This window comes from Niveispirillum fermenti (assembly GCF_052474395.1).
The window spans coordinates 2767395-2785637 of sequence record NZ_CP156681.1; the positions used below are offsets into that span (position 1 = coordinate 2767395).

Annotated in this window: 19 protein-coding genes; 7 read left to right on the plus strand and 12 right to left on the minus strand. The window is 66.3% G+C overall.

The features are described 5' to 3' along the window. Positions 1–54: 54 nt before the first annotated feature. Genes ABC728_RS24040 through ABC728_RS24050 form a run of 3 tightly spaced genes read right to left on the minus strand, consistent with a single transcriptional unit; the run spans position 55 to position 2613 of the window. A complete protein-coding gene (locus tag ABC728_RS24040) occupies positions 55–786 on the minus strand; it encodes an HAD family hydrolase (RefSeq protein ID WP_416620007.1) in 732 nt (243 codons plus the stop codon). Then, the gene (locus ABC728_RS24045) at positions 783–1652 is read right to left on the minus strand and encodes a D-amino-acid transaminase (protein WP_416620008.1); all 870 of its coding nucleotides are present in this window, start codon (positions 1650–1652) and stop codon (positions 783–785) included. Before ABC728_RS24045 ends, ABC728_RS24040 begins: the two co-directional genes overlap by 4 nt. A 46-nt stretch (positions 1653–1698) precedes the next feature. Next, positions 1699–2613: a cell envelope integrity EipB family protein gene (locus ABC728_RS24050; protein ID WP_416620009.1), complete on the minus strand. Its 915-nt coding sequence runs from the start codon at positions 2611–2613 to the stop codon at positions 1699–1701. Positions 2614–2799: 186 nt separating this feature from the next. Between ABC728_RS24050 and ABC728_RS24055 the strand changes: the two genes are divergently transcribed. Next, on the plus strand, positions 2800–3570 hold the full coding sequence (locus ABC728_RS24055) for a GGDEF domain-containing protein (protein ID WP_416620010.1): 771 nt from the start codon (positions 2800–2802) through the stop codon (positions 3568–3570). A gap of 25 nt (positions 3571–3595) precedes the next feature. On the opposite strand, the gene scpB is transcribed toward ABC728_RS24055, so the two are convergent. The 7 genes from scpB to dgt all read right to left on the minus strand — a co-directional run bounded on the left by scpB (position 3596) and on the right by dgt (position 11134). Next, positions 3596–4180, minus strand: a complete 585-nt coding sequence (scpB, locus tag ABC728_RS24060; RefSeq protein WP_416620011.1) for an SMC-Scp complex subunit ScpB — start codon at positions 4178–4180, stop codon at positions 3596–3598. Next, positions 4177–4962 carry a segregation and condensation protein A gene (locus ABC728_RS24065; protein WP_416620012.1) on the minus strand — a complete coding sequence of 262 codons (786 nt, stop codon included), beginning with the start codon at positions 4960–4962 and terminating at the stop codon, positions 4177–4179. Before ABC728_RS24065 ends, scpB begins: the two co-directional genes overlap by 4 nt. After that, on the minus strand, positions 4959–5645 hold the full coding sequence (locus tag ABC728_RS24070) for a site-2 protease family protein (protein ID WP_416620013.1): 687 nt from the start codon (positions 5643–5645) through the stop codon (positions 4959–4961). Before ABC728_RS24070 ends, ABC728_RS24065 begins: the two co-directional genes overlap by 4 nt. Positions 5646–5648: 3 nt before the next feature. Continuing rightward, positions 5649–6677 carry a beta-N-acetylhexosaminidase gene (nagZ, locus tag ABC728_RS24075; RefSeq protein WP_416620014.1) on the minus strand — a complete coding sequence of 343 codons (1029 nt, stop codon included), beginning with the start codon at positions 6675–6677 and terminating at the stop codon, positions 5649–5651. Next, positions 6667–7899, minus strand: coding sequence for an SPOR domain-containing protein (locus tag ABC728_RS24080; RefSeq protein ID WP_416620015.1), 1233 nt, complete (start codon positions 7897–7899; stop codon positions 6667–6669). Before ABC728_RS24080 ends, nagZ begins: the two co-directional genes overlap by 11 nt. A 12-nt stretch (positions 7900–7911) precedes the next feature. After that, complete coding sequence (gene argS, locus ABC728_RS24085; protein ID WP_416620016.1) at positions 7912–9657, minus strand: arginine--tRNA ligase; 1746 nt, start codon at positions 9655–9657, stop codon at positions 7912–7914. 154 nt (positions 9658–9811) lie between these two features. Continuing rightward, positions 9812–11134, minus strand: coding sequence for a dGTP triphosphohydrolase (gene dgt, locus ABC728_RS24090; RefSeq protein WP_416620017.1), 1323 nt, complete (start codon positions 11132–11134; stop codon positions 9812–9814). Between the two features lie 105 nt (positions 11135–11239). Here dgt and erpA point away from each other — a divergent pair, with 105 nt between their 5' ends. The 5 genes from erpA to ABC728_RS24115 all read left to right on the plus strand — a co-directional run bounded on the left by erpA (position 11240) and on the right by ABC728_RS24115 (position 15370). Next, a complete protein-coding gene (gene erpA, locus ABC728_RS24095; RefSeq protein ID WP_416620018.1) occupies positions 11240–11620 on the plus strand; it encodes an iron-sulfur cluster insertion protein ErpA in 381 nt (126 codons plus the stop codon). A gap of 84 nt (positions 11621–11704) precedes the next feature. Further along, on the plus strand, positions 11705–12490 hold the full coding sequence (locus ABC728_RS24100) for an exodeoxyribonuclease III (protein ID WP_416620019.1): 786 nt from the start codon (positions 11705–11707) through the stop codon (positions 12488–12490). Between the two features lie 88 nt (positions 12491–12578). Beyond that, complete coding sequence (locus ABC728_RS24105) at positions 12579–12881, plus strand: hypothetical protein (RefSeq protein WP_416620020.1); 303 nt, start codon at positions 12579–12581, stop codon at positions 12879–12881. Positions 12882–12980: 99 nt separating this feature from the next. Further along, on the plus strand, positions 12981–14066 hold the full coding sequence (locus tag ABC728_RS24110; protein WP_416620021.1) for an isoaspartyl peptidase/L-asparaginase family protein: 1086 nt from the start codon (positions 12981–12983) through the stop codon (positions 14064–14066). A 131-nt stretch (positions 14067–14197) separates the two neighbouring features. Then, positions 14198–15370 (plus strand): PQQ-dependent sugar dehydrogenase, encoded by a 1173-nt coding sequence (locus ABC728_RS24115; protein WP_416620022.1) that lies wholly within the window; start codon positions 14198–14200, stop codon positions 15368–15370. Between the two features lie 30 nt (positions 15371–15400). Here ABC728_RS24115 and ABC728_RS24120 read toward each other — a convergent pair whose 3' ends face one another. Both ABC728_RS24120 and ABC728_RS24125 read right to left on the minus strand, forming a co-directional pair. Further along, positions 15401–15703, minus strand: coding sequence for a hypothetical protein (locus tag ABC728_RS24120; RefSeq protein WP_416620023.1), 303 nt, complete (start codon positions 15701–15703; stop codon positions 15401–15403). Positions 15704–15956: 253 nt separating this feature from the next. Next, a complete protein-coding gene (locus tag ABC728_RS24125; RefSeq protein WP_416620024.1) occupies positions 15957–17348 on the minus strand; it encodes an amidase in 1392 nt (463 codons plus the stop codon). Between the two features lie 241 nt (positions 17349–17589). On the opposite strand from ABC728_RS24125, the gene ABC728_RS24130 reads away from it, so the two are divergent. Further along, positions 17590–18216, plus strand: a complete 627-nt coding sequence (locus tag ABC728_RS24130; RefSeq protein ID WP_416620025.1) for an FMN-dependent NADH-azoreductase — start codon at positions 17590–17592, stop codon at positions 18214–18216. Positions 18217–18243 lie beyond the last annotated feature (27 nt).

An 18243-nucleotide genomic window follows, 5' to 3' on the forward strand; every position in this document is an offset into this window, starting at 1 on the left:
GCATCCCATCCGACGGGGGCCCAAGTTTGCACAGGATATCCGACATCCGGCCGTTCAGCCAGACACGCGAATATCCTGCGATATGGTAGCAGCAATCCGCTTTACCAAGGATGAAATCGCTGCACATCCGTTCAGACTTATGGCGGGGGGAAAACGCCCCAAACCATCATCGACATGCGGTGTATCGCCCACCAGAACGGGCGTCAGGCCGGTGCGGTGCGCGATCTCCATGTCGACATCCGCGTCGCCCACGAACCAGACATGCGTGCCTGGCGTGATTCCGCTGGGTGCCAGGGCCAGGGCGACCGGTGCCGGGTCCGGCTTGTCGGCCGCTGCATCATTGGCGCCGACCAGCGCATCGAAAAGCGGCGCCCAGCCCAGGGCCAGTGCCTCCGCCCGCAGGAAGCGGCCCGTCTTGTTGGAGACGACAGCCAGGCGGATGCCCCGCGCATGCAGATCACGCAGCATGTCCTCCGCACCCGGCATCACGTCCAGATAGTCCATATGGTGCGCTTCGAAATGCGCATAGAAGATGTCACGGGCCTTTGGCCATTCGGGACCGAAAATCTCCGGGAAACTGTCCCGCAGCGACCGGCGGACCCGGCCATAGCTTTCCTCCAGCGTCCATTCGGGCAGGGAAAAGGCCTTCAGCGCGGCGTTGATGGAAGCGTGGATGCAGCGCCAGTTGGTAACCAGCGTATTGTCCCAGTCGAACAGGATGGCCTGCGGCAGCCGGTCGAACGGCGGTACCGACACCGCCAGGATGGGATCGTCCGCGGCCATCATGCCACCACCAGCGGGTCGGCGACCCCGAGATGATCCATATAGGCACGGCGCAGGCGGCGGCCCAGCGGCCCCGGCCGGCCATCGCCGATCATCTGCCCGTCGATGCGTGTCACGGGCAGGGCAAAGGTCGTGGCGCTGGAGATGAAGGCCTCCCGCGCTGCCAGCGCCTCCGCCACGGTGAAGGGCCGCTCCTGGAAGCCGATCCCCTGTTCGCGAGCGACCTCCAGGATCGAAAGGCGCGTGATGCCGTTCAGGATGGCATTGGACGGCTGGCGTGTCACCAGCACACCGTCGGCCGTGACGATCCAGGCATTCGACGAACAGCCCTCCGTCACCTGCCCCTCGTCATCGACCATCCAGCCCTCGAACGCCCCGGCTTCGTGTGCCTTCTGCTTTCCCATTACCTGCGGCAGCAGGGACACCGACTTTATGTCGCGCCGCTGCCAGCGGATGTCCGGCATGGTCACCACGGCGATCCCCTTGTCCAGCAGGGCCGGCGGCTGAAAGGCGGTGCGGCGGCAGGTGATGACCAGGGTCGGAGCCGGGTTGACGGGAAAGCGGAAATCGCGCGGGGCGGCACCACGGGTGATCTGGATGTAAAGCTGCGCATTCACCGCTCGGTTCCGGCGGACCATCTCGGTGATGATCATGCGCAGGGTACGCGGCTTCACGGGCCAGGGAATGGACAGTTCCTTCAGCGATCGCGCCAGCCGTGTCAGATGGCCCTGTTCATCCGCCAGCCGCCCGGCAACGATGGTCACCACCTCGTAAACACCGTCGGCGAACTGGAATCCACGATCCTCGATATGGACCGACGCCTGTCCATGCGGGACATAGCGGCCATTGACATAGGCAATGCGGGGCATGAAGGGACCTTTGAAACGGCGTCGGATCAAGCGGCGGTGGGGCCGGTCAGCAGGGCGGCTTCATGGCCTTTTCCAGCGTCTCCAACTCCATGGAGACGCGGAAATCGCCGTAATCGACCAGCATGGAACGCACCACGCCGTTTTCCTGCAAGACCATGCTGGTCTCATAATCCGGCAACGCCTCGCCCGGATTGACGGGGAAGAAGGCCAGGGACACCTGCCACGCCCTGGCAGCCAGCAGGTCCGCGTCCTTCACCTTCGTCGCGGCGGGGCTGCGCAGCTTGCCGACGATGGTGTTGACGGGGCTGGCCCCTTCGGCTTCGGCCCCATCGAACACAGGGACGGAAAAAAGATTGTCCGCCGTGCCCGCTTGGCGCAGGACACGCAGGGTGTGGGCCGTGGGGAACATGGTGCCCGGCTTCAGATCGATGGATTGCGCTTCCGGCTTGTCATAGGTGACGGTGCCGCCACCGGTCTGGTCAAGCGTTGCTCCACCGCTCAACTCCTCATCCACCTCCCCGTTCACCAGCTTGCGGACATTGAAACGGTAGGCCGAACCATCCTTCGCCTCCCAGGTCGCATAGTTGGTGACCAGGTTCACATCCTCTCCCTCCAGATAGGAGAAGCGGACCTGGAAGCGCTGGTCGATGGTCCAGCCGTCGCAGGCATCGTTCCAGGAAAAGCTCATCTGGCCTTCGACATCGGAAATGCCGCTTTGCAGGCGTGCATGATCCAGCCGCAGCTTGTAGGTGGCCCGATGCGGGGCGACATCCACCGTTGTCCGCGCCTGGACCGGCAGCATCGATACTGAAGCCAGCAGGGCGGCACAAAACAGTGCGGCGGCGCGGCTGGCGATGGAGCGGGAACGGGACCGCGGAACGAACAGGGGAAAATTCACGGCGGGGCGGGCCTGGATCGTGACGGACGCCTTATCTTGCGCCTGCGCAGGGCCGGGACGCAACGCCCTTTCGCTTCCCCTTTGGTCTAGCGGCAGCTTCTGCCCGCAGGACCCGGCAAAACCTGCCTTCCTCCCCAAGCAGGCTGGACGACAATTTCCTTTAATACATTGAATTATAACAAATATATTGCTGGCACAGCCATTGCTTCGGTTGGGTCGATCCGACATCCCATGCGGAAGGACCCGACCATGAGCGCGTTCGACACCATTCAGGCCACTGCAATGTCCCGCAATGCGGGACAGGACCGGTCGCGCTGGGCGGCGCTCCCCCCCGGCATGGGCGGCCTCACGCGGGAGAACAGCCTGCATGGCATGGCCCGTGACATGATGGGCGGCATGGGACCCGGTGTTGACCTGGGTCCCGTGGCCATGTCGGCCGACGCCTATGTCTTCCTTCTGCAGGATACGATCATGCGTCTGCGGGAAGCGGAGGCGCGGATCGCCCGGCAGCAGGAGCGGATCGACCATCTGGAAACCCTCTCTGTCACGGATGAGTTGACGGGCCTGCTGAACCGCCGGGGCTTCATGGATGCCTTCCGGCGTGAATTGGCCGCCGGTCGCCGCAGCGGCGTGGGTGGCGTGCTGGTCATGATCGACCTCGACGGTTTCAAATCCATCAATGACAGCCACGGACACCAGTGCGGTGACTGGTATCTGCGCCAGGTGGGGCAGGTCTTGAAGGATATGGTGCGCGCGCACGACATCGTCGCCCGGCTGGGTGGCGATGAATTCGCCGTATTGCTGACGGGCACGGATAGAGCACAGGGCTTCGCCCGTGCCGAGACACTGGCCGCCGAATTCAACGCCCAGTCCTGCCAGTGGCAAATGACGAGCCTGCCCCTGCGCGGCAGCTTCGGCGCCGAAGCCTTCGCCGCCACCGACCAGGAGGAAGAGGTGATGCGGCGCGCCGACATGGGCATGTACCGTGCGAAGCGGGCGGGCAAGGCGGCCCGGCGGTAAGCCCGCCGCCCGGATCACGCGGCGGCTATTGCCCCTCCGGGTCCGCCAGTCCGGGCAGCACGGGCATGGATGCACCCTTGTCCAGCAGGCCGGCCGCTCGCAAATCGTCCACCCCCGGCAGGTCACGCAGCGTTTCCAGTCCAAAATGATCAAGGAAGCGCGGGGTCGTCACCCAGGTCAAGGGCCGGCCCGGCGTTTCCCGCCGCCGCCCTGGCCGCACCCAGCCCGCTTCCATCAGAATGTCCAGCGTGCCCTTGTTGGTCGCCACGCCACGGATCGCCTCGATCTCCGCCCGTGTCACGGGCTGGTGATAGGCGATGATGGCCAGCGTCTCCACGGCGGCACGCGACAGCTTGGCCGAGACCTCCACCTCCGTCCGTAGCTGGTCGCCCAGGTCGGGTGCGGTCCGCAAGGCCCAGCGCCCGCCACTGGCGACCAGGTTCACGCCCCGGTGCCGGTAGAGATTTTCCAGTTGCAGAAGCAGAGGCCGCACGGGCGTGGGGCCGATGCGCGCCTGCAGCGCCTCCTCCGACACGGGCTCGGCAGAGGCGAACAGAATGGCTTCCAGCAGCCGGATCAACTGATTGTCGGCGCCGAACAGATCCGTCATTTTCCGTTCTCCCGGTCGCGCGCCCGCAACTGGATGGGCGCGAAGGCCATGTCCTGCCGCAGTTCCAGCCGGCCGGCCTTCGCCAGTTCCAGGGCCGCGACGAAGCTGCTGGCCAGCAGGGAGCGCGCCTTGACCCCATCCCCGCGCCAGCCGGCCGGCAAAAGGGTGGACAGAAACGACCAGTCGGGGATACGGCCCAGCATGGCTTCCAGCCGGGCCACCGCCTCCTCGATCGAATAAAGGTCCGTCACGGGAATGGTGAAGGGCGACTGGCGGGCCTGCCGGCCGCTGATATCGCCATAAGCCTTCAACAGGTCGTACAGCGACAAATCATGCCGATGGCGGGCGAAAATGGGCAGGTCCTCCGGTGCGCCGCGCCCGAAGCGGTCACGGCCCAGGCGGGGCTGGGCCAGGAGGCGCGCCGCAGCCCCCTGCATCGCTTCCAGCCGCTGCAATCGCAGGGTCAGGGCCGCGGCCAGCATCTCCGCCGATGGTTCTTCCGGCTGCGGGTCGGGCAGTAGCAGGCGCGACTTCAGATAGGCCAGCCAGGCCGCCATCACCAGATAATCAGCCGCCAGTTCCAGGCGCATCCGCCGGGCTTCCGCCACGAAGGCCAGAAACTGTTCGGCAAGCTGCTGAATGGAAACGCGGGTCAGATCGACCTTTTGTTCCCGCGCCAGGGTCAAAAGCAGATCGATGGGCCCTTCGAACCCGTCGATATCCAGCAGCAGCGCGTCCCCGGCGGGCGGGGACGGCGCGGCGGCGTCGAACGCATCGCTCACGTCAGTCCGGCCAGCATCAGGACGAAATGGACCGTCTTCTCCATGGCCGGCCCCAGCACCATGAACAGCGGATTGAAATTGTATCCGGCATGGCTGGCGGCAAACGGGATCAGGAACACGACCAGCATCAGGATGCCGATGCCATAGCGTTCCAGCCGCGCCAGCGCGATGGCCGGCCGCATGGGCAGCAGCCCCACGGCAACACGGCCGCCATCCAGCGGCGGCAGCGGGATCAGGTTGAACAGCGCCAGCAGGATGTTGAACTGAATGGAGACGACAAGGTTGTTGGCCAGCCAGTCAGACATGAAGTCCGGCGTCATCGGCACCAGATGCAGCAGCAGCGCCGATATGAAGGCCAGCACGAAATTGACGGCCGGACCGGCCAGCGCCACCCACATCATGTCCCGCTTGGGATTGGCCAGGTTACGGGCATCCACCGGCACCGGCTTCGCCCAGCCGAACATGAAGCCGGTGAAGATGAACATCGTCATGGGCAGCAGAACGGTGCCCACGGGATCGACATGGCGCAGGGGGTTCAGGCTGAGCCGGCCCAGCATCTGCGCCGTGCGGTCGCCCAGCTTCAGGGCGGCCCAGCCGTGCGCCACCTCATGCAGGGTGATGGCGAACAGGGCGGGCAGCGCCATGATCGACAGCTTGAACAGGATTTCCTGGAAATCCGGCATTCCTTACCCTTCCCCGGCGCGCCCCGTGGACAGAAGCCCGTCCAGCTCCACCCGCAGCGCACCCATGTCCACCCTATCCGCCGGCACCGCCATCGCACCGGCCGCTACGGTCCAGCGGCGCTGGGCGGCCCCGTCCATCGGACGGGCATTATCCACCACGTCGCGCATTTCCGCCATCTGGCCGTTGCAATGCAACGCAATGTCGCAACCGGCGGCCAGCACGGCGGCGGCCCGCTGGCCGACCGTGCCGGACAGGGCCTGCATCGACAGGTCATCGCTGAACAACAGCCCGTCGAAACCGATATGGTCCCGGATGATCGACGTAATCACGTGCGGCGACACGCTGGCCGGCAGGTCGGGGTCGATGTCGCTGAAAACGACATGGGCCACCATGCCAGCCGGCAAGGCGGACAGGGCCTTGAAGGGCGCGAAATCCCAGACGTCCAATGTCGGCCGCGGGGTCGCAACGACGGGCAGTTCCTTATGGCTGTCGGCGAAGGCCCGGCCGTGACCGGGCAGATGCTTGACAACGGGCAGCACCCCACCGGCCATCAGGCCGGCCGCCTGTGCCCCGGCCATATCCGCCACGCGGGACGGTTCCATGGCGAAGGCGCGGTCACCGATCACATCATGGGCGCCCGGCACGGGCACGTCGGCCACGGGCGCGCAATCCACATCGATGCCAAGATCGGCCAGCATGGCCGCCAGCAGCCGGCCATGCAGCCAGGCGGCCCGGATGGCGGCCGCAGCATCGGGAATGTTCCCCACCGCGCGGGCAGCGGGCAGTTCCGGCCAGTGCGGCCCCCGCAGACGGGCCACACGCCCGCCTTCCTGGTCGATCAGGACAGGTGCCTTCCGGCCAACGCAGTCACGCAGATCGGCGACCAGCCCCCGCACCTGATCCGGATCGTCGATATTGCGGCGAAACAGGATGAAACCCAACGGGTTGGCATCGCGGAAAAAATCCCGCTCCGCCGCCGTCAGGGCCGTCCCCTCGCACCCCAGAACCAGGGCGGCGATATCAGCGCACAAGACTGCACCCGGCGCCCTGTGCCGACAGGGCAGCACAAATCTGCCGGGCCTGCGCCTCTTCCATCGGACCGGCCTGAATGCGGAAGAAGGTGCCGCGGGGCAGTTCCACGCGCGTCGTGCGCATGGGCAGGCTGCCCAGTTCAGCCGGGAACTTCTTCTGAAGACGCTGCCATTCGGCCGTTGCCTTGGCCTCGCTATCCACGGCGGCGACCTGCACACGCACGCTGCCCGTGGCGGCCGGCCGCGGTGCCGGTGCCGGTGCAGCGGCGGCAGGCGGCGGGGCCACGGGCCGCGGCGCGGGGGCCGTGGCCTGCGGTGTCAGGGGAACCGGCGCACCTGACGCCTGCTGCTGGGCCGGTTGCGGCGCCGGAGCGGGGGGGCGCTGTGCCGGCTGCTGCTGCGGTGCCGTCTGGGGCGGGGCATAGGTCGGGGCCGGCTGTGGCACCGGGGCGGGCGTCGGCTCAGGTTCCGACGGCGGTGCGTTGGCCACCTGGCTTTCCCCCTCCTCCGCCATGGGCATGGCCTGTTCAGGCGGATAGGCTTCCTGCGCGCGCGGACGCTCCATCGGTGCTTCCGGCGGCGGCAACAACCGTTCCACCTCCCCCGGCGCGCGGTTGCCCGACGGGTTCAGCCGGTCATAGATCAGCTTGTCCTGATGGGGCACCTGCATGCCGCCGGGCTGGTCGGGGCGGATCTTGGTCGGGTTCTCGTCAGCGCGCAGGATGGGCGCCACGCTTTCCGTCCCGGCCCGCATGCCCTGATTATAGGCGTAGAAGATGATACCGCCGAACACGAGGATCGCCCCGGCGAACACGCCGATATTCACCAGATTGCGGCGGCGGGGCGGCTCGCCCTGGGAATGCTGGCCGTAATGCTGCTGTTCATAGTCCTGGTAATAGGCATCCTGCGCCTGCTGGGCCGATGGACCCTGGGCATAGCCGCCATAGGCCTGCTGCTGCGGATCGGCGCCGTAGGGATCGGGCGGCGGCGGCGGTGCGGACTGGCGGTAACCGGGCGCAGCCGGATCGGCATAGGCATCAGGCTCGGCCTGGGGCTGGCCAGGCTGCGGCTGCGCATAGGCATCATCGTCGGGCGGCGGCTGATGGTAGCCGGCGCGCGGACTGAAAGAAGGATCGGCGCGGAACTCCCCCCGCTGACCAGGCCGTTGGGCCGGCCGGGGCTGCTGCTGTCCGTTCTCTTCCTCATCATCGTAATAGGTCATCGGCGGATCGCCTCAACGCATTTCGGTGACGGGCTCGACGCCCAGGATATCCAGGCCGCAGGCGATGACCTGGGCCACGGCGGTAACCAGCGCCAGACGGGCGCGGGTCAGGTCTGCATCGCTTTCGATCAGAAAGCGCATCGTGGCCTGATCCTTGCCCTTGTTCCACAAACCATGGAAGGCGGACGCCAGATCATAGAGATAAAAGGCCACACGATGGGGTTCATGCGCATCGGCCGCCGATTCCACCAGCCGCGGGAAGGCAAGCATCAGCTTCACGATCGCAACCTCCTCCTCCGCGGTCAGGCGTGACAGATCGGCGCCGGCCAGCGCGGCGGGAGACAGGTCCGCCCCCGTCTCCCCCGCGTAGCGCAGCACCGAATGGCAGCGCGCATGCGCGTATTGCACATAGAAGACGGGGTTTTCCTTCGATTGTTCGGTAACCTTGGTCACGTCGAAATCGAGCGTCTGGTCGTTGCGGCGGGTCAGCATGATGAAGCGGACAACCCCTGCCCCCACCTCATCCACGATATCGCGCAATGTGACGAACCGGCCGGCGCGCTTCGACATCTTCACGGGCTGCCCGTCATCCATCAGATTGACAAGCTGGCTGATCTTGACATCCAGTGCGCCCTTGCCCCCGGTGATGGCCTTCACGGCGGCCTGCATGCGCTTTACATAACCGCCATGGTCGGCACCCAGAATATCGATCAGGTCGCCGCCGCCGCGACGGAACTTGTCGAAATGATAGGCGATGTCGTTGGCGAAGTAAGTATAGGACCCGTCCGACTTCCTCAGCGGGCGATCCACATCGTCTCCAAACCGGGTGGCGCGGAACAGCGTCTGGGGGCGCGGCTCCCAATCGTCGGGCTTCTTGCCCTTGGGCGGTTCCAGCACGCCCGTATAGATCAGCCCCTGCGCCTCCAGCGTCTTCAAGGCCAGATCGACGGCACCGGCATCGACCAGCGCACGCTCCGACGAGAAGACATCGTGCTTCACGCCCATCTGCGCCAGGTCTTCCTTGATGCGGACCATCATGCTGGCGACGGCAAATTCCCGGAAAACAGGCAGCCACTCTGCCTCTTCGGCATTCAGGTACCTGTCACCGTGCAGTTCCTTCAGCGCCTGCCCCACCGGAACCAGATAGTCGCCGGGATAAAGGCCGGCGGGAATTTCGATCGTCTCGCCGAACGCCTCGCGATAGCGCAGATGCGCCGACCGTGCCAGCACATCGACCTGCGCGCCCGCGTCGTTGATGTAATATTCCTGCGTGACCTTGTATCCGACCTTGGCCAGCAGGCGGGCCAGCGCATCGCCGACCACGGCACCGCGGGTGTGGCCGACATGCATGGGACCCGTGGGATTGGCCGAAACATATTCCACATTCACGGGCCGGCCGGCGCCCTTGTCGGAACTGCCGAACGCCGCGCCCCGGGTCAGGATGGCCTTCATGCGGACCAGCCACCAGCCGGCGTCGATACGCAGATTGACGAAACCGGGGCCCGCGATGTCCGCCTGCACCACGGCCGGCGCATCCTTCAGCCGGGCCACCAGCGCCTCTGCGATGACACGCGGCGGCTTGCCCGCCGGCTTGGCCAGGATCATGGCCGCATTGGTGGAAACGTCGCCATGGCTGGCATCACGCGGAGGCTCGACCGTGATTCGAGAGAAATCCAGCCCGGACGGCAGATCGCCGGCTGTGACCATCTGGTCCAGCGCGGCGTGGATCGTCCCTTCGAAGTCCTTGAAAACGTTCATTCTTCCAAACTTTTCGGTCGCATCCGGACAAACGCGGCGGGCATCTTGGCGCCGCCCACCCCCCGGAGCGGAGCGGGCACCCTACACCGAACCCATTTGCCGCACAGCATGCAGAAATGAAGGGCGGGAATGTGGCGAAAGCCGCCTTTTGCTCTTATCCGGTGATCAACTGCGCCTGGCGCATGGCGAACCGGTCGGTCATGCCGGCGATATAGTCCAGCAGCGACCGGGTCCAGCCTGCCCGGTCATAGGGCATCTGCCGGATGCCGGGGACTGTCTCCAGCAACGACGCATAGCGCCGCGGCAGATCGGCGTCCGGCCCCGCCTTTTCGCGCGCCAGCAGCGCCTCGCCATAGGCATCCAGCAGGGCCGTCACCGTGCGGGCCGCGACGATGTCGGTCTCGCACCGCTGCTGGCCGCGATAGATCTGGGTATAGGAGACTTCGGAAATATCCTTCAGCGCGTCGGTCCGCTCGATCATGTTCAGCAGCGGGCCGACGGCCCGTCCTTCCATGATATCCGGCAGCTTGTCCAGGAAGGCGGCGGCGGCATCATTGACCAGACGGTCGATGGCACGGGCGCGCAGATAGATCAGGCGGCGGTCCTCGTCCTCGATCCCCTCATATTCCGCGCGGTCCCAATCGATCAGCGGTTCCAGCAGTTCTTCTGCCTGATCGAAGGACAGCATGCGCATCTTCACCGCGTCCTCGATATCCACCACCGAATAGCAGGCATCGTCCGCCGCCTCCACCAGATAGGCCAGCGGGTGCCGGCACCAGGCGTCCCGGCCGATGGGAACCAGTCCCAATTCGTCCGCCACTTCCGCCATCAATTCGGTCTCGCTGCCCAGGAAGCCGTATTTGCGCTTGTGCGGCCGCGCCTCGCCCGCGAAGGCGGGGGCCGACCATGGATATTTGCTGTAGGCGCCCAGGGTGGCCGCGGTGAGCTGCAGCCCGCCCTGCGCGCGCCAGCCCTGCAGGCGGGTCAGGACGCGGAATCCCTGGGCATTGCCTTCGAAATTTGACAATTCGCTGGCCTGCTGCGCATCCACGCCCGACAGGATCTCCCGGCCCAGCACCGTGCCCTCGAACCAGTCGGAGATGATATCCTCCCCCGTATGGGCAAAGCAGGGGGTGCCAAGGTCATGGGCCAGGGCCGCTGCAGCCACGACATTACCGATATCGGCCGGCGTGGCGGGGACCGCATCCTGACCGAAGCGCTTGATGATCTCTGCCCCCGCCCAGCTTCCAAGCGAGCGGCCGACGCGCGCCGCCTCCATCGAATGGGTCAGGCGGGAACGCACGTAATCGGACCCGCCGATGCCATGCACCTGCTGCTTGTCCGACAGGCGCCGGAAGCTGGTGGAAAAGGTGATCCGGTCGATATCGATCTCATAGGCGCTGCGATAGGGCAGTTCCGGGTTGATGCCGGGCTTTGCCAGGCGCTGCCGGGACAACAGGGATTGCCAATGCATCATCGCCACGTCTCCATCGCTGGGCACGCCTGCTTTGACGTCGGCCCGCTCGCCGCTTACATAGGGTGTAAGCGTTTGTCTAGCCGTTAACAGACAGGAACCTGCCCCATGTCCACCGCGACAGCCATTCCCGATGGCGCCACCCCCCCGCCGGCCGATGGCCGCGCCATGACCCTGACAGACAGCGCGGCCCGCCGGATCGTGAAGCTGGCCACACTGGAAGGCAATCCCGACCAGATGCTGCGCCTGTCCGTCTCGGGCGGCGGCTGCTCGGGCTTCCAGTACGGTTTCGATTTCGATGTCACGGTGAACGAGGACGACCATGTCTTCACCCATGCCGGCGCCCGGCTGGTGGTGGATGATGTGTCGCTGGACCTGCTGGCCGGGGCCGAACTGGACTATGTCGAGGATCTGATGGGCAGCTATTTCAAGGTCGGCAATCCCAATGCCGCATCGTCCTGCGGCTGCGGCACCTCCTTTTCCGTCTGATCCCAGCGGCTGAACCAAAGGTCAGAATATCTGACCTTTGGTGTAATCCCGTCCGAACGCCCGAGCAGAAGGCCAGCCCCCCCCGTGAAAATCGCCACCTGGAACGTAAACTCCGCCAAGGCCCGCCTGCCTAACATCACGGAATGGCTGACCGCCGCCGCGCCCGACGTCGTGCTGTTTCAGGAGATCAAGTGCGAAACGGCGGCCTTTCCCGCCGCCGCCTTCGTGGAACTGGGGTACGAGGTTCATGCCGTGGGACAGAAGGCCTATAACGGCGTGGCGATCCTGTCACGGCAACCCGTGACCGACCTCCTCACCCGCCTGCCGGGGGATGAGGAGGAAGATCCGCAGGCCCGCTATGTGGAAGGCACGATCGGCGGTGTGCGCATCGCCAGCCTCTATCTGCCCAACGGCAATCCGCCGGGCGACGGCGACAGCGACAAGTACCGGTACAAGCTGCGCTGGATGGAAAGGCTGCGCCTGCATGCAAAGGGCCTTCTGGAAGCCGGCGCGCCCGTCGTGCTGGGTGGCGACTACAACGTCATCCCCGCGCCGGAAGATGTGTACGACCCCGTCGGCTGGCGCAACGATGCCCTGTTCCGGCAGGAAACGCGGCTGAAGTTCCAGGAGATCCTGGCACTGGGCTACACCGAGGCGTTCCGGTCGCTGCATCCGGGCCGGCATCCCGCTTACACGTTCTGGGATTACCAGGCCGGCGCCTGGCCGCGGAACAACGGGCTGCGCATCGACCATTTCCTGCTGTCGCCCCAGGCCGCCGACCGGCTGATGGGGTGTGAGATCGACAAGGCCCCCCGCGGCAAGGAGAAGGCGTCCGACCACACGCCCGTCATCCTGGAAATCAACGCCTGACCAGAACACCTCCTGCCCCGGCCCTGCCGGGGAACAATTCGTGGCATATGGTGTTTCATCAATACCCATGCACGAAAGGAGGGAAACCATGACCGACGAAAGCCGGGTGCGGGACCGCGCCTTCGAATTGTGGGAGATGAAGGGCCGCCAGCCAGGCGTGCTGAACGAATGCCTGGAACAGGCGCGCGAGGAGTGCGCCCTGGAGGCATTGCGTGACGCAAAGGCCGAGGACGCGGCCACGGCACCGCCCGGCCTCAAGACCAAACCCGGCCGCCTTTTTCAAGGACGCGAGGAAACGCAGCCGCCGATCGACCGACGGGGCCGCGACATCACGACCGATGAGGAACAGCCCCTGATAAGGACTGAAACCCAGGGCGTGCCGCAGGATTGATGTCCTCCTTCTCCCCTGGCACGACCGGATCGGGATTGCTATCAGTTCCGGTATGGGCCGGTATCCATGCCGGTGCCGTGCAAGGGGAGAAGGCAAGGCATGAAACGTCCCGTCCGCTGGCCCGTTCATCTCGCCGTCCTGCTGCTGGGGTTGAGCCTGACAGGCTGTACCCAGGCGAAACAGGGGACGGCCGGACCTGACCGCCCCGCCTGGGCGCTGGCCATCCATGGCGGCGCCGGCGTAATGGATCGGGAAACCATGGGACCGGAGACGGAGGCGGCCTACCGCGCCGCACTGCACGCCGCCTTGGAAAGGGGCAGCGCGGTGCTGGACCGGGGCGGCGGTGCGCTCGACGCGGTGGAAGCCGTGATACGCGGGCTGGAGGATGATCCGCTGTTCAACGCCGGCCGCGGCGCCGTCTTCACGGCCGATGGCCGGAACGAACTGGACGCCGCCATCATGGATGGTGCCACGCTGAAGGCCGGGGCCGTGGCGGGCATCACGGGTACGCGCAACCCCATCACCCTGGCCCGCGCCGTCATGGAAAAAAGTCCGCATGTCATGCTGATCGGCGCCGGCGCGGAACGGTTCGGCCGGCAGGCGGGCGTCGAACAGGCCGATCCGGCCTGGTTCTTCACCGAGCGCCGCTGGCAATCCTTGAAGAAGACGCTGGCCGACAGGGGCCTGCCGCTGCCATCCCGCCCGGCGGGCGTGGGACCGGAGCCGGCTTCGACCGCTGCCGCGCCGGCATTCGACGATCGAAAATTCGGAACGGTGGGCGTGGTGGTGCTGGACCGCGCTGGCCATGTCGCGGCCGGCACCTCCACGGGCGGCACCACGGCCAAGCTGTGGGGCCGCGTCGGTGATGTGCCGATCATCGGGGCCGGAACCTATGCCAACAACCTTTCCTGCGCGGTGTCGGCCACGGGCACGGGTGAATATTTCATCCGTCTGGGCGTGGCCCGCGCCATATGCGATCTGGTCGCCTTGAAGGGTCTGTCCCTGCAACAGGCCGCCGACGAAGTGGTCGGCACGCGCCTGACGGCGCTGGGCGGTGATGGCGGTGTCGTCGCCGTCACACCGGACGGTCAGGTCGCCTGGTCCTTCAACACCTCCGGCATGTATCGCGCCCGGCAGGTGGCGGGCGGCACCCCCATGGTCGGCATTTTCCAGGGCGAGCCCTGACCCGCCCGTGCCTGACGGCCCCTGATCCGGCCACCCCTGATCGGTCTCATATCCTTGAAAGGGATTGGCAACGGTTGCCATCGCCCCCATCTTGGGGGCGACCCCTGAAAGATTGCTGGAGAAGCCCGCCAATGTCCCTGCGCTCCGCCGCCCTGGCCGCCGCCCTGACCCTTCTGGCCAGCACGACCGCCATGGCCGCGCCGAAGGAATTCACCACCTATCCGGCCCCCAAGGCCCGGCACGACGTGAAGGTCACCGTGATCGCCGAAGGGCTGGATACGCCCTGGGCCATCGCCTTCATGCCCGATGGCCGCATGCTGGTGACCGAGCGGACGGGGCAGGTCCGCATCATCAAGGATGGCAGGCTGCTGCCGGACCCCATCGCCGGCCTGCCCCGCATCGAGGAACACCGACAGGGCGGCCTGCTGGATATCGCGCTGGACCCCGACTATGCGGAAAACCGGCACGTCTATCTGTCCTTCGTGGAGAAGGCGGAGGGCGGGGCCGATGCCAAGCCGCGCGACCAGCGCAAGGGTTATCGCACGATCATCGCCCGCTTCACCGATGACGGCACCGCCTTCAAGGACATGAAGGTGCTGTATCGGGGGGCGCTGGTGGATAGCGGCCTGCATTTCGGCAGCCGCTTCGTGTTCGACAAGGATGGCCACATCTATTTCAGCATCGGGGAACGCGGCCAGCAGGACCGGGCGCAGGACCTGATGGATGCGGCGGGCAAGGTCTTCCGCTTGAACCGTGACGGCACGGTGCCGGCCGGCAACCCTTTCGCGGGCCGGCCCGACGCGCTGCCGGAGGTGTTCAGTTATGGCAACCGCAATCCGCAGGGATTGGCCGTACAGCCCGGCACGGGCCTGATCTGGGAGAGCGAGCATGGGCCGCAGGGCGGGGACGAGATCAACATCATCCGTCCCGGCGTGAATTACGGCTGGCCCGTCATCACCTATGGCCGCACCTATGGTCTGGGGCTGAAGATCGGCGAAGGGACGGGAAAGACGGGGATGGCCCAGCCGGAACTGTATTTCACCCCGTCGCTGGCCCTGGCCGGCATGACCTTCTACGAAGGCGGCGCCCTGCCCTTCTGGCGCGGGGACCTGATCGTCGGGCTGCTGGCCGGCGGTATCGCGCGGCTGGATGTGGAGGGTGAGACGGTGGTGGCGGCCGAACGGCTGCTGGTCGATGAGCTGCCCCGCACCCGCGACGTGGCCACAGGCCCCGACGGCCGGCTTTATGCCCTGATCGAGGCGCCGGGACCGGAGGGCAAGCTGGTACGCATCGACCGGCGCTGACCGGTATCGGGACGGAAGCGGCGCACCGGTTCAGCGTCCCTTCCGCCTGCGCCGGCGCCACCAGGCGCGCAGCGCCGCCCATTTCCGCAGCCCCCACATCACAAAAGATGCGATCGGCTTTTGCAGGAACGGCACGTCTATGGCGATGATTAAAAGACCGATAGGCAGCAACTCCAGACCGATGACCGGCAAGAACCAGAAGAAGCTGGCCAGGATCAGCAGAAAGCCGATGAACAGACGGATGTAGCGAACCTTGGGATTGCGCAGCCATTCCAGGAAGCGCGCCGCCGGCGAGGGCAATTCCTCCTCCAGCCGATCGAACGCCTGGTTCAACTGCTCCTCACCATCTTTCGTGCGAGGCATCCACAACTCCACAAATCAACCAGGGAACCACCCGGGGCTGGGTGAGACACGATGCAGGCCGGGCAGATGGGTAACGCGGCAATGCCGCTGGACGTTCCGCCGGGCGGAACCGGCCCGCTCCCAAGGATGCGCCGACCGATCAGGAGGGGCCGTCAGCCGGGTCCCCTTGCGGCAGTCGCCGCCGGGCCAAGTCCCGATAAGGTGTATTCACCGGGAACTGGCATTACAGCCAGGGTGTGGGCCAGGGCCGGGCGGCGGGACGCACCGCCTCGTAGAAGCGGGAGAGGCGCAGCACCCCGACATCATCGAACCGCCGGCCGATGATCTGCAATCCGATGGGCAGCCCATCGGCAGTATAGCCGCAATTGATGGAGGCGGCCGGATGTTCCGACATGTTCCAGGCCACGGTGAAGGCGATATGCTCGAAAGGGCGTGCCGGGTCGTTGACCGGGCTGGCCCATTCTGCCGGAAAGGCCGGCACGGGAGATGTGGGCGACAGGATGAAATCCAGCCCGCCGAAGAGATCACGCGCCGCCAGCTTCATCCGCATCATCTGGTCCATGCCGTGATAGACGTCCAGCGGCCCGTAATCCCGCGCAGCACCCACCCATGCGCGGATATAGGGCAGGATCAGCGCCTGCCGTGCGGGCGGCAACGCCTCCATTTCCGCCAGGAAACGGGTGCGCCAGAACCGGTCCAGCCCGTCCAGCATGTCGCGCGTGATGACAGGCCCCACCTCCGTCACGATGGCGCCCTGGTCGGCCAGGGCGGAAGCCGCGGCGGTCACGGCCTCCATCACGGCCGGGTCGACCGCCAGACCGCAGCCGGCATCCCGCATCAGCCCGATGCGCAGGCCGCGCAGATCGATATCCAGATCATGCCAGGGAAGATCGGCCGGTGGCAGGGACATGTGGTCCCGCCCGTCCGGCTGTGACAGCACCGCCATCAGCAAGGCCGCGTCGGCCACGGTGCGCGTCATGGGGCCGGCCACCCGGCCATAATAGGGCGGATCGATGGGGATGCGGCCATTGCTGGGCTTCAGCCCGAATATGCCGCACCAGCCCGCCGGCAGCCGGATCGATCCACCGATATCGGTTCCGACATGCAGCGGCCCATAGCCGGCCGCCGCCGCGCTGCCCGCCCCCGCGCTGGACCCGCCCGGCGTGCGGGTGACATCCCAGGGGTTGCGCGACAGGCGGTGGAAACTGGACAGACCGGACGACAGCATGCCGTAATCGGGCACCGTGGTGCGGGCGAAGATGATGGCGCCCGCCTCCCGCAGCCGCGCGGTGGGCGGCGCGTCGGCCGGCTGCGGGGACATGTCCGCCGCGGCCGTGCCCATGGGCTTGGGAAGGCCGCGCGTCGCGATCAGTTCCTTCAGCGTCACGGGCACGCCGTCCAGGACGCCGCAGGGCCGGCCGGCCCGCCAGCGCGCCGCCGACGCCCCGGCTTCCGCCATCGCATCCTCAGATGTCGCGGCCCAGGTCGCGGCCAGCAGGGGTTCGGCCCGTTCCATCCGGTCCAGGACGCTGGCCATCACTTCCACCGGCGACAAGGCGCCGCGGCGATAGGCGTCCAGCAGCGACACGGCATCCAGATCACACGGCTCTGCCATCCTCTCCACCCCGCCTGTCATTCCTTTTAAGTTGCGGTAAGTTCAATTCACCGCAACTTGGTATATAAGGGCCATGATGCCGCCCGGCCGCCGGACATACAATGCCATTGGGCCATAGGAGCGCCCCGGCAGCATTGTCCCGTTTTCCTCAACAGTCTTTCGCTGACAATCCCTCTACCGGGACCATGGCTGCCGCGCCACCTTCCACCCCATGTGATCTTCCACTTTTGGGGTTGGAAAAATGACCACCATCCTGGTGATTGAAAGCTCAGCCAACGGTGACAGTTCCGTTTCGGGCCTGCTGGTGAAGGACGCGCTGCGGGATCTGCTGGCAGCCCATCCCGGCGCGCGCATCATCCATCGCGATCTGGGCGCATCCCCGGTCCCGCACGTCACCACGGCCAATCTGGCCGGTGTGCGCGGAGAACCCGTGACGGAAACGGAAAAGGCCACCCGCACATTGTCCGACACGCTGGTGGCCGAATTGAAGGCAGCCGACATCATCCTGATGGGCGTGCCCATGTATAATTTCAGCGTCCCCACGGTCCTGCGTTCCTGGTTCGACCATGTGCTGCGCGCCGGCCTGACCTTCAGCTATACCGAGGCGGGGCCGAAGGGTCTGCTGGACGGCAAGCGCGCCATCGTGATCGAGGCGCGCGGCGGCCTCTACAGCGAGGGCCCGGCCCAGGCCATCGATTTCCAGGAACCCTATCTGCGCCAGCTTTTCGGTTTCACCGGCATCACCGACGTGACCTTCGTGCATGCGGAGAAGATCGGCTTTGGTCCGGAAGCGCGCGCCGCCGCCATCGACGGGGCGCGGGCAAAGCTGGCCGGCATCATCGCCAGCCTGGACAGCAAGGCCGCATAGGCATGACCGGCCGGTGGCGCCGCCGTC

Excerpts from the sequence above, each read along its gene's own strand:
- ABC728_RS24115 (WP_416620022.1), top strand. The coding sequence starts at position 14,198 with ATGTCCCTGCGCTCCGCCGCCCTGGCCGCCGCCCTGACCCTTCTGGCC.
- ABC728_RS24080 (WP_416620015.1), bottom strand. The coding sequence starts at position 7,899 with ATGACCTATTACGATGATGAGGAAGAGAACGGACAGCAGCAGCCCCGG.
- scpB (WP_416620011.1), bottom strand. The coding sequence starts at position 4,180 with ATGACGGATCTGTTCGGCGCCGACAATCAGTTGATCCGGCTGCTGGAA.
- ABC728_RS24110 (WP_416620021.1), top strand. The coding sequence starts at position 12,981 with ATGAAACGTCCCGTCCGCTGGCCCGTTCATCTCGCCGTCCTGCTGCTG.
- erpA (WP_416620018.1), top strand. The coding sequence starts at position 11,240 with ATGTCCACCGCGACAGCCATTCCCGATGGCGCCACCCCCCCGCCGGCC.
- ABC728_RS24045 (WP_416620008.1), bottom strand. The coding sequence starts at position 1,652 with ATGCCCCGCATTGCCTATGTCAATGGCCGCTATGTCCCGCATGGACAG.
- ABC728_RS24125 (WP_416620024.1), bottom strand. The coding sequence starts at position 17,348 with ATGGCAGAGCCGTGTGATCTGGATGCCGTGTCGCTGCTGGACGCCTAT.
- argS (WP_416620016.1), bottom strand. The coding sequence starts at position 9,657 with ATGAACGTTTTCAAGGACTTCGAAGGGACGATCCACGCCGCGCTGGAC.
- ABC728_RS24070 (WP_416620013.1), bottom strand. The coding sequence starts at position 5,645 with ATGCCGGATTTCCAGGAAATCCTGTTCAAGCTGTCGATCATGGCGCTG.
- ABC728_RS24055 (WP_416620010.1), top strand. The coding sequence starts at position 2,800 with ATGAGCGCGTTCGACACCATTCAGGCCACTGCAATGTCCCGCAATGCG.
- ABC728_RS24105 (WP_416620020.1), top strand. The coding sequence starts at position 12,579 with ATGACCGACGAAAGCCGGGTGCGGGACCGCGCCTTCGAATTGTGGGAG.
- ABC728_RS24040 (WP_416620007.1), bottom strand. The coding sequence starts at position 786 with ATGATGGCCGCGGACGATCCCATCCTGGCGGTGTCGGTACCGCCGTTC.
- dgt (WP_416620017.1), bottom strand. The coding sequence starts at position 11,134 with ATGATGCATTGGCAATCCCTGTTGTCCCGGCAGCGCCTGGCAAAGCCC.
- ABC728_RS24130 (WP_416620025.1), top strand. The coding sequence starts at position 17,590 with ATGACCACCATCCTGGTGATTGAAAGCTCAGCCAACGGTGACAGTTCC.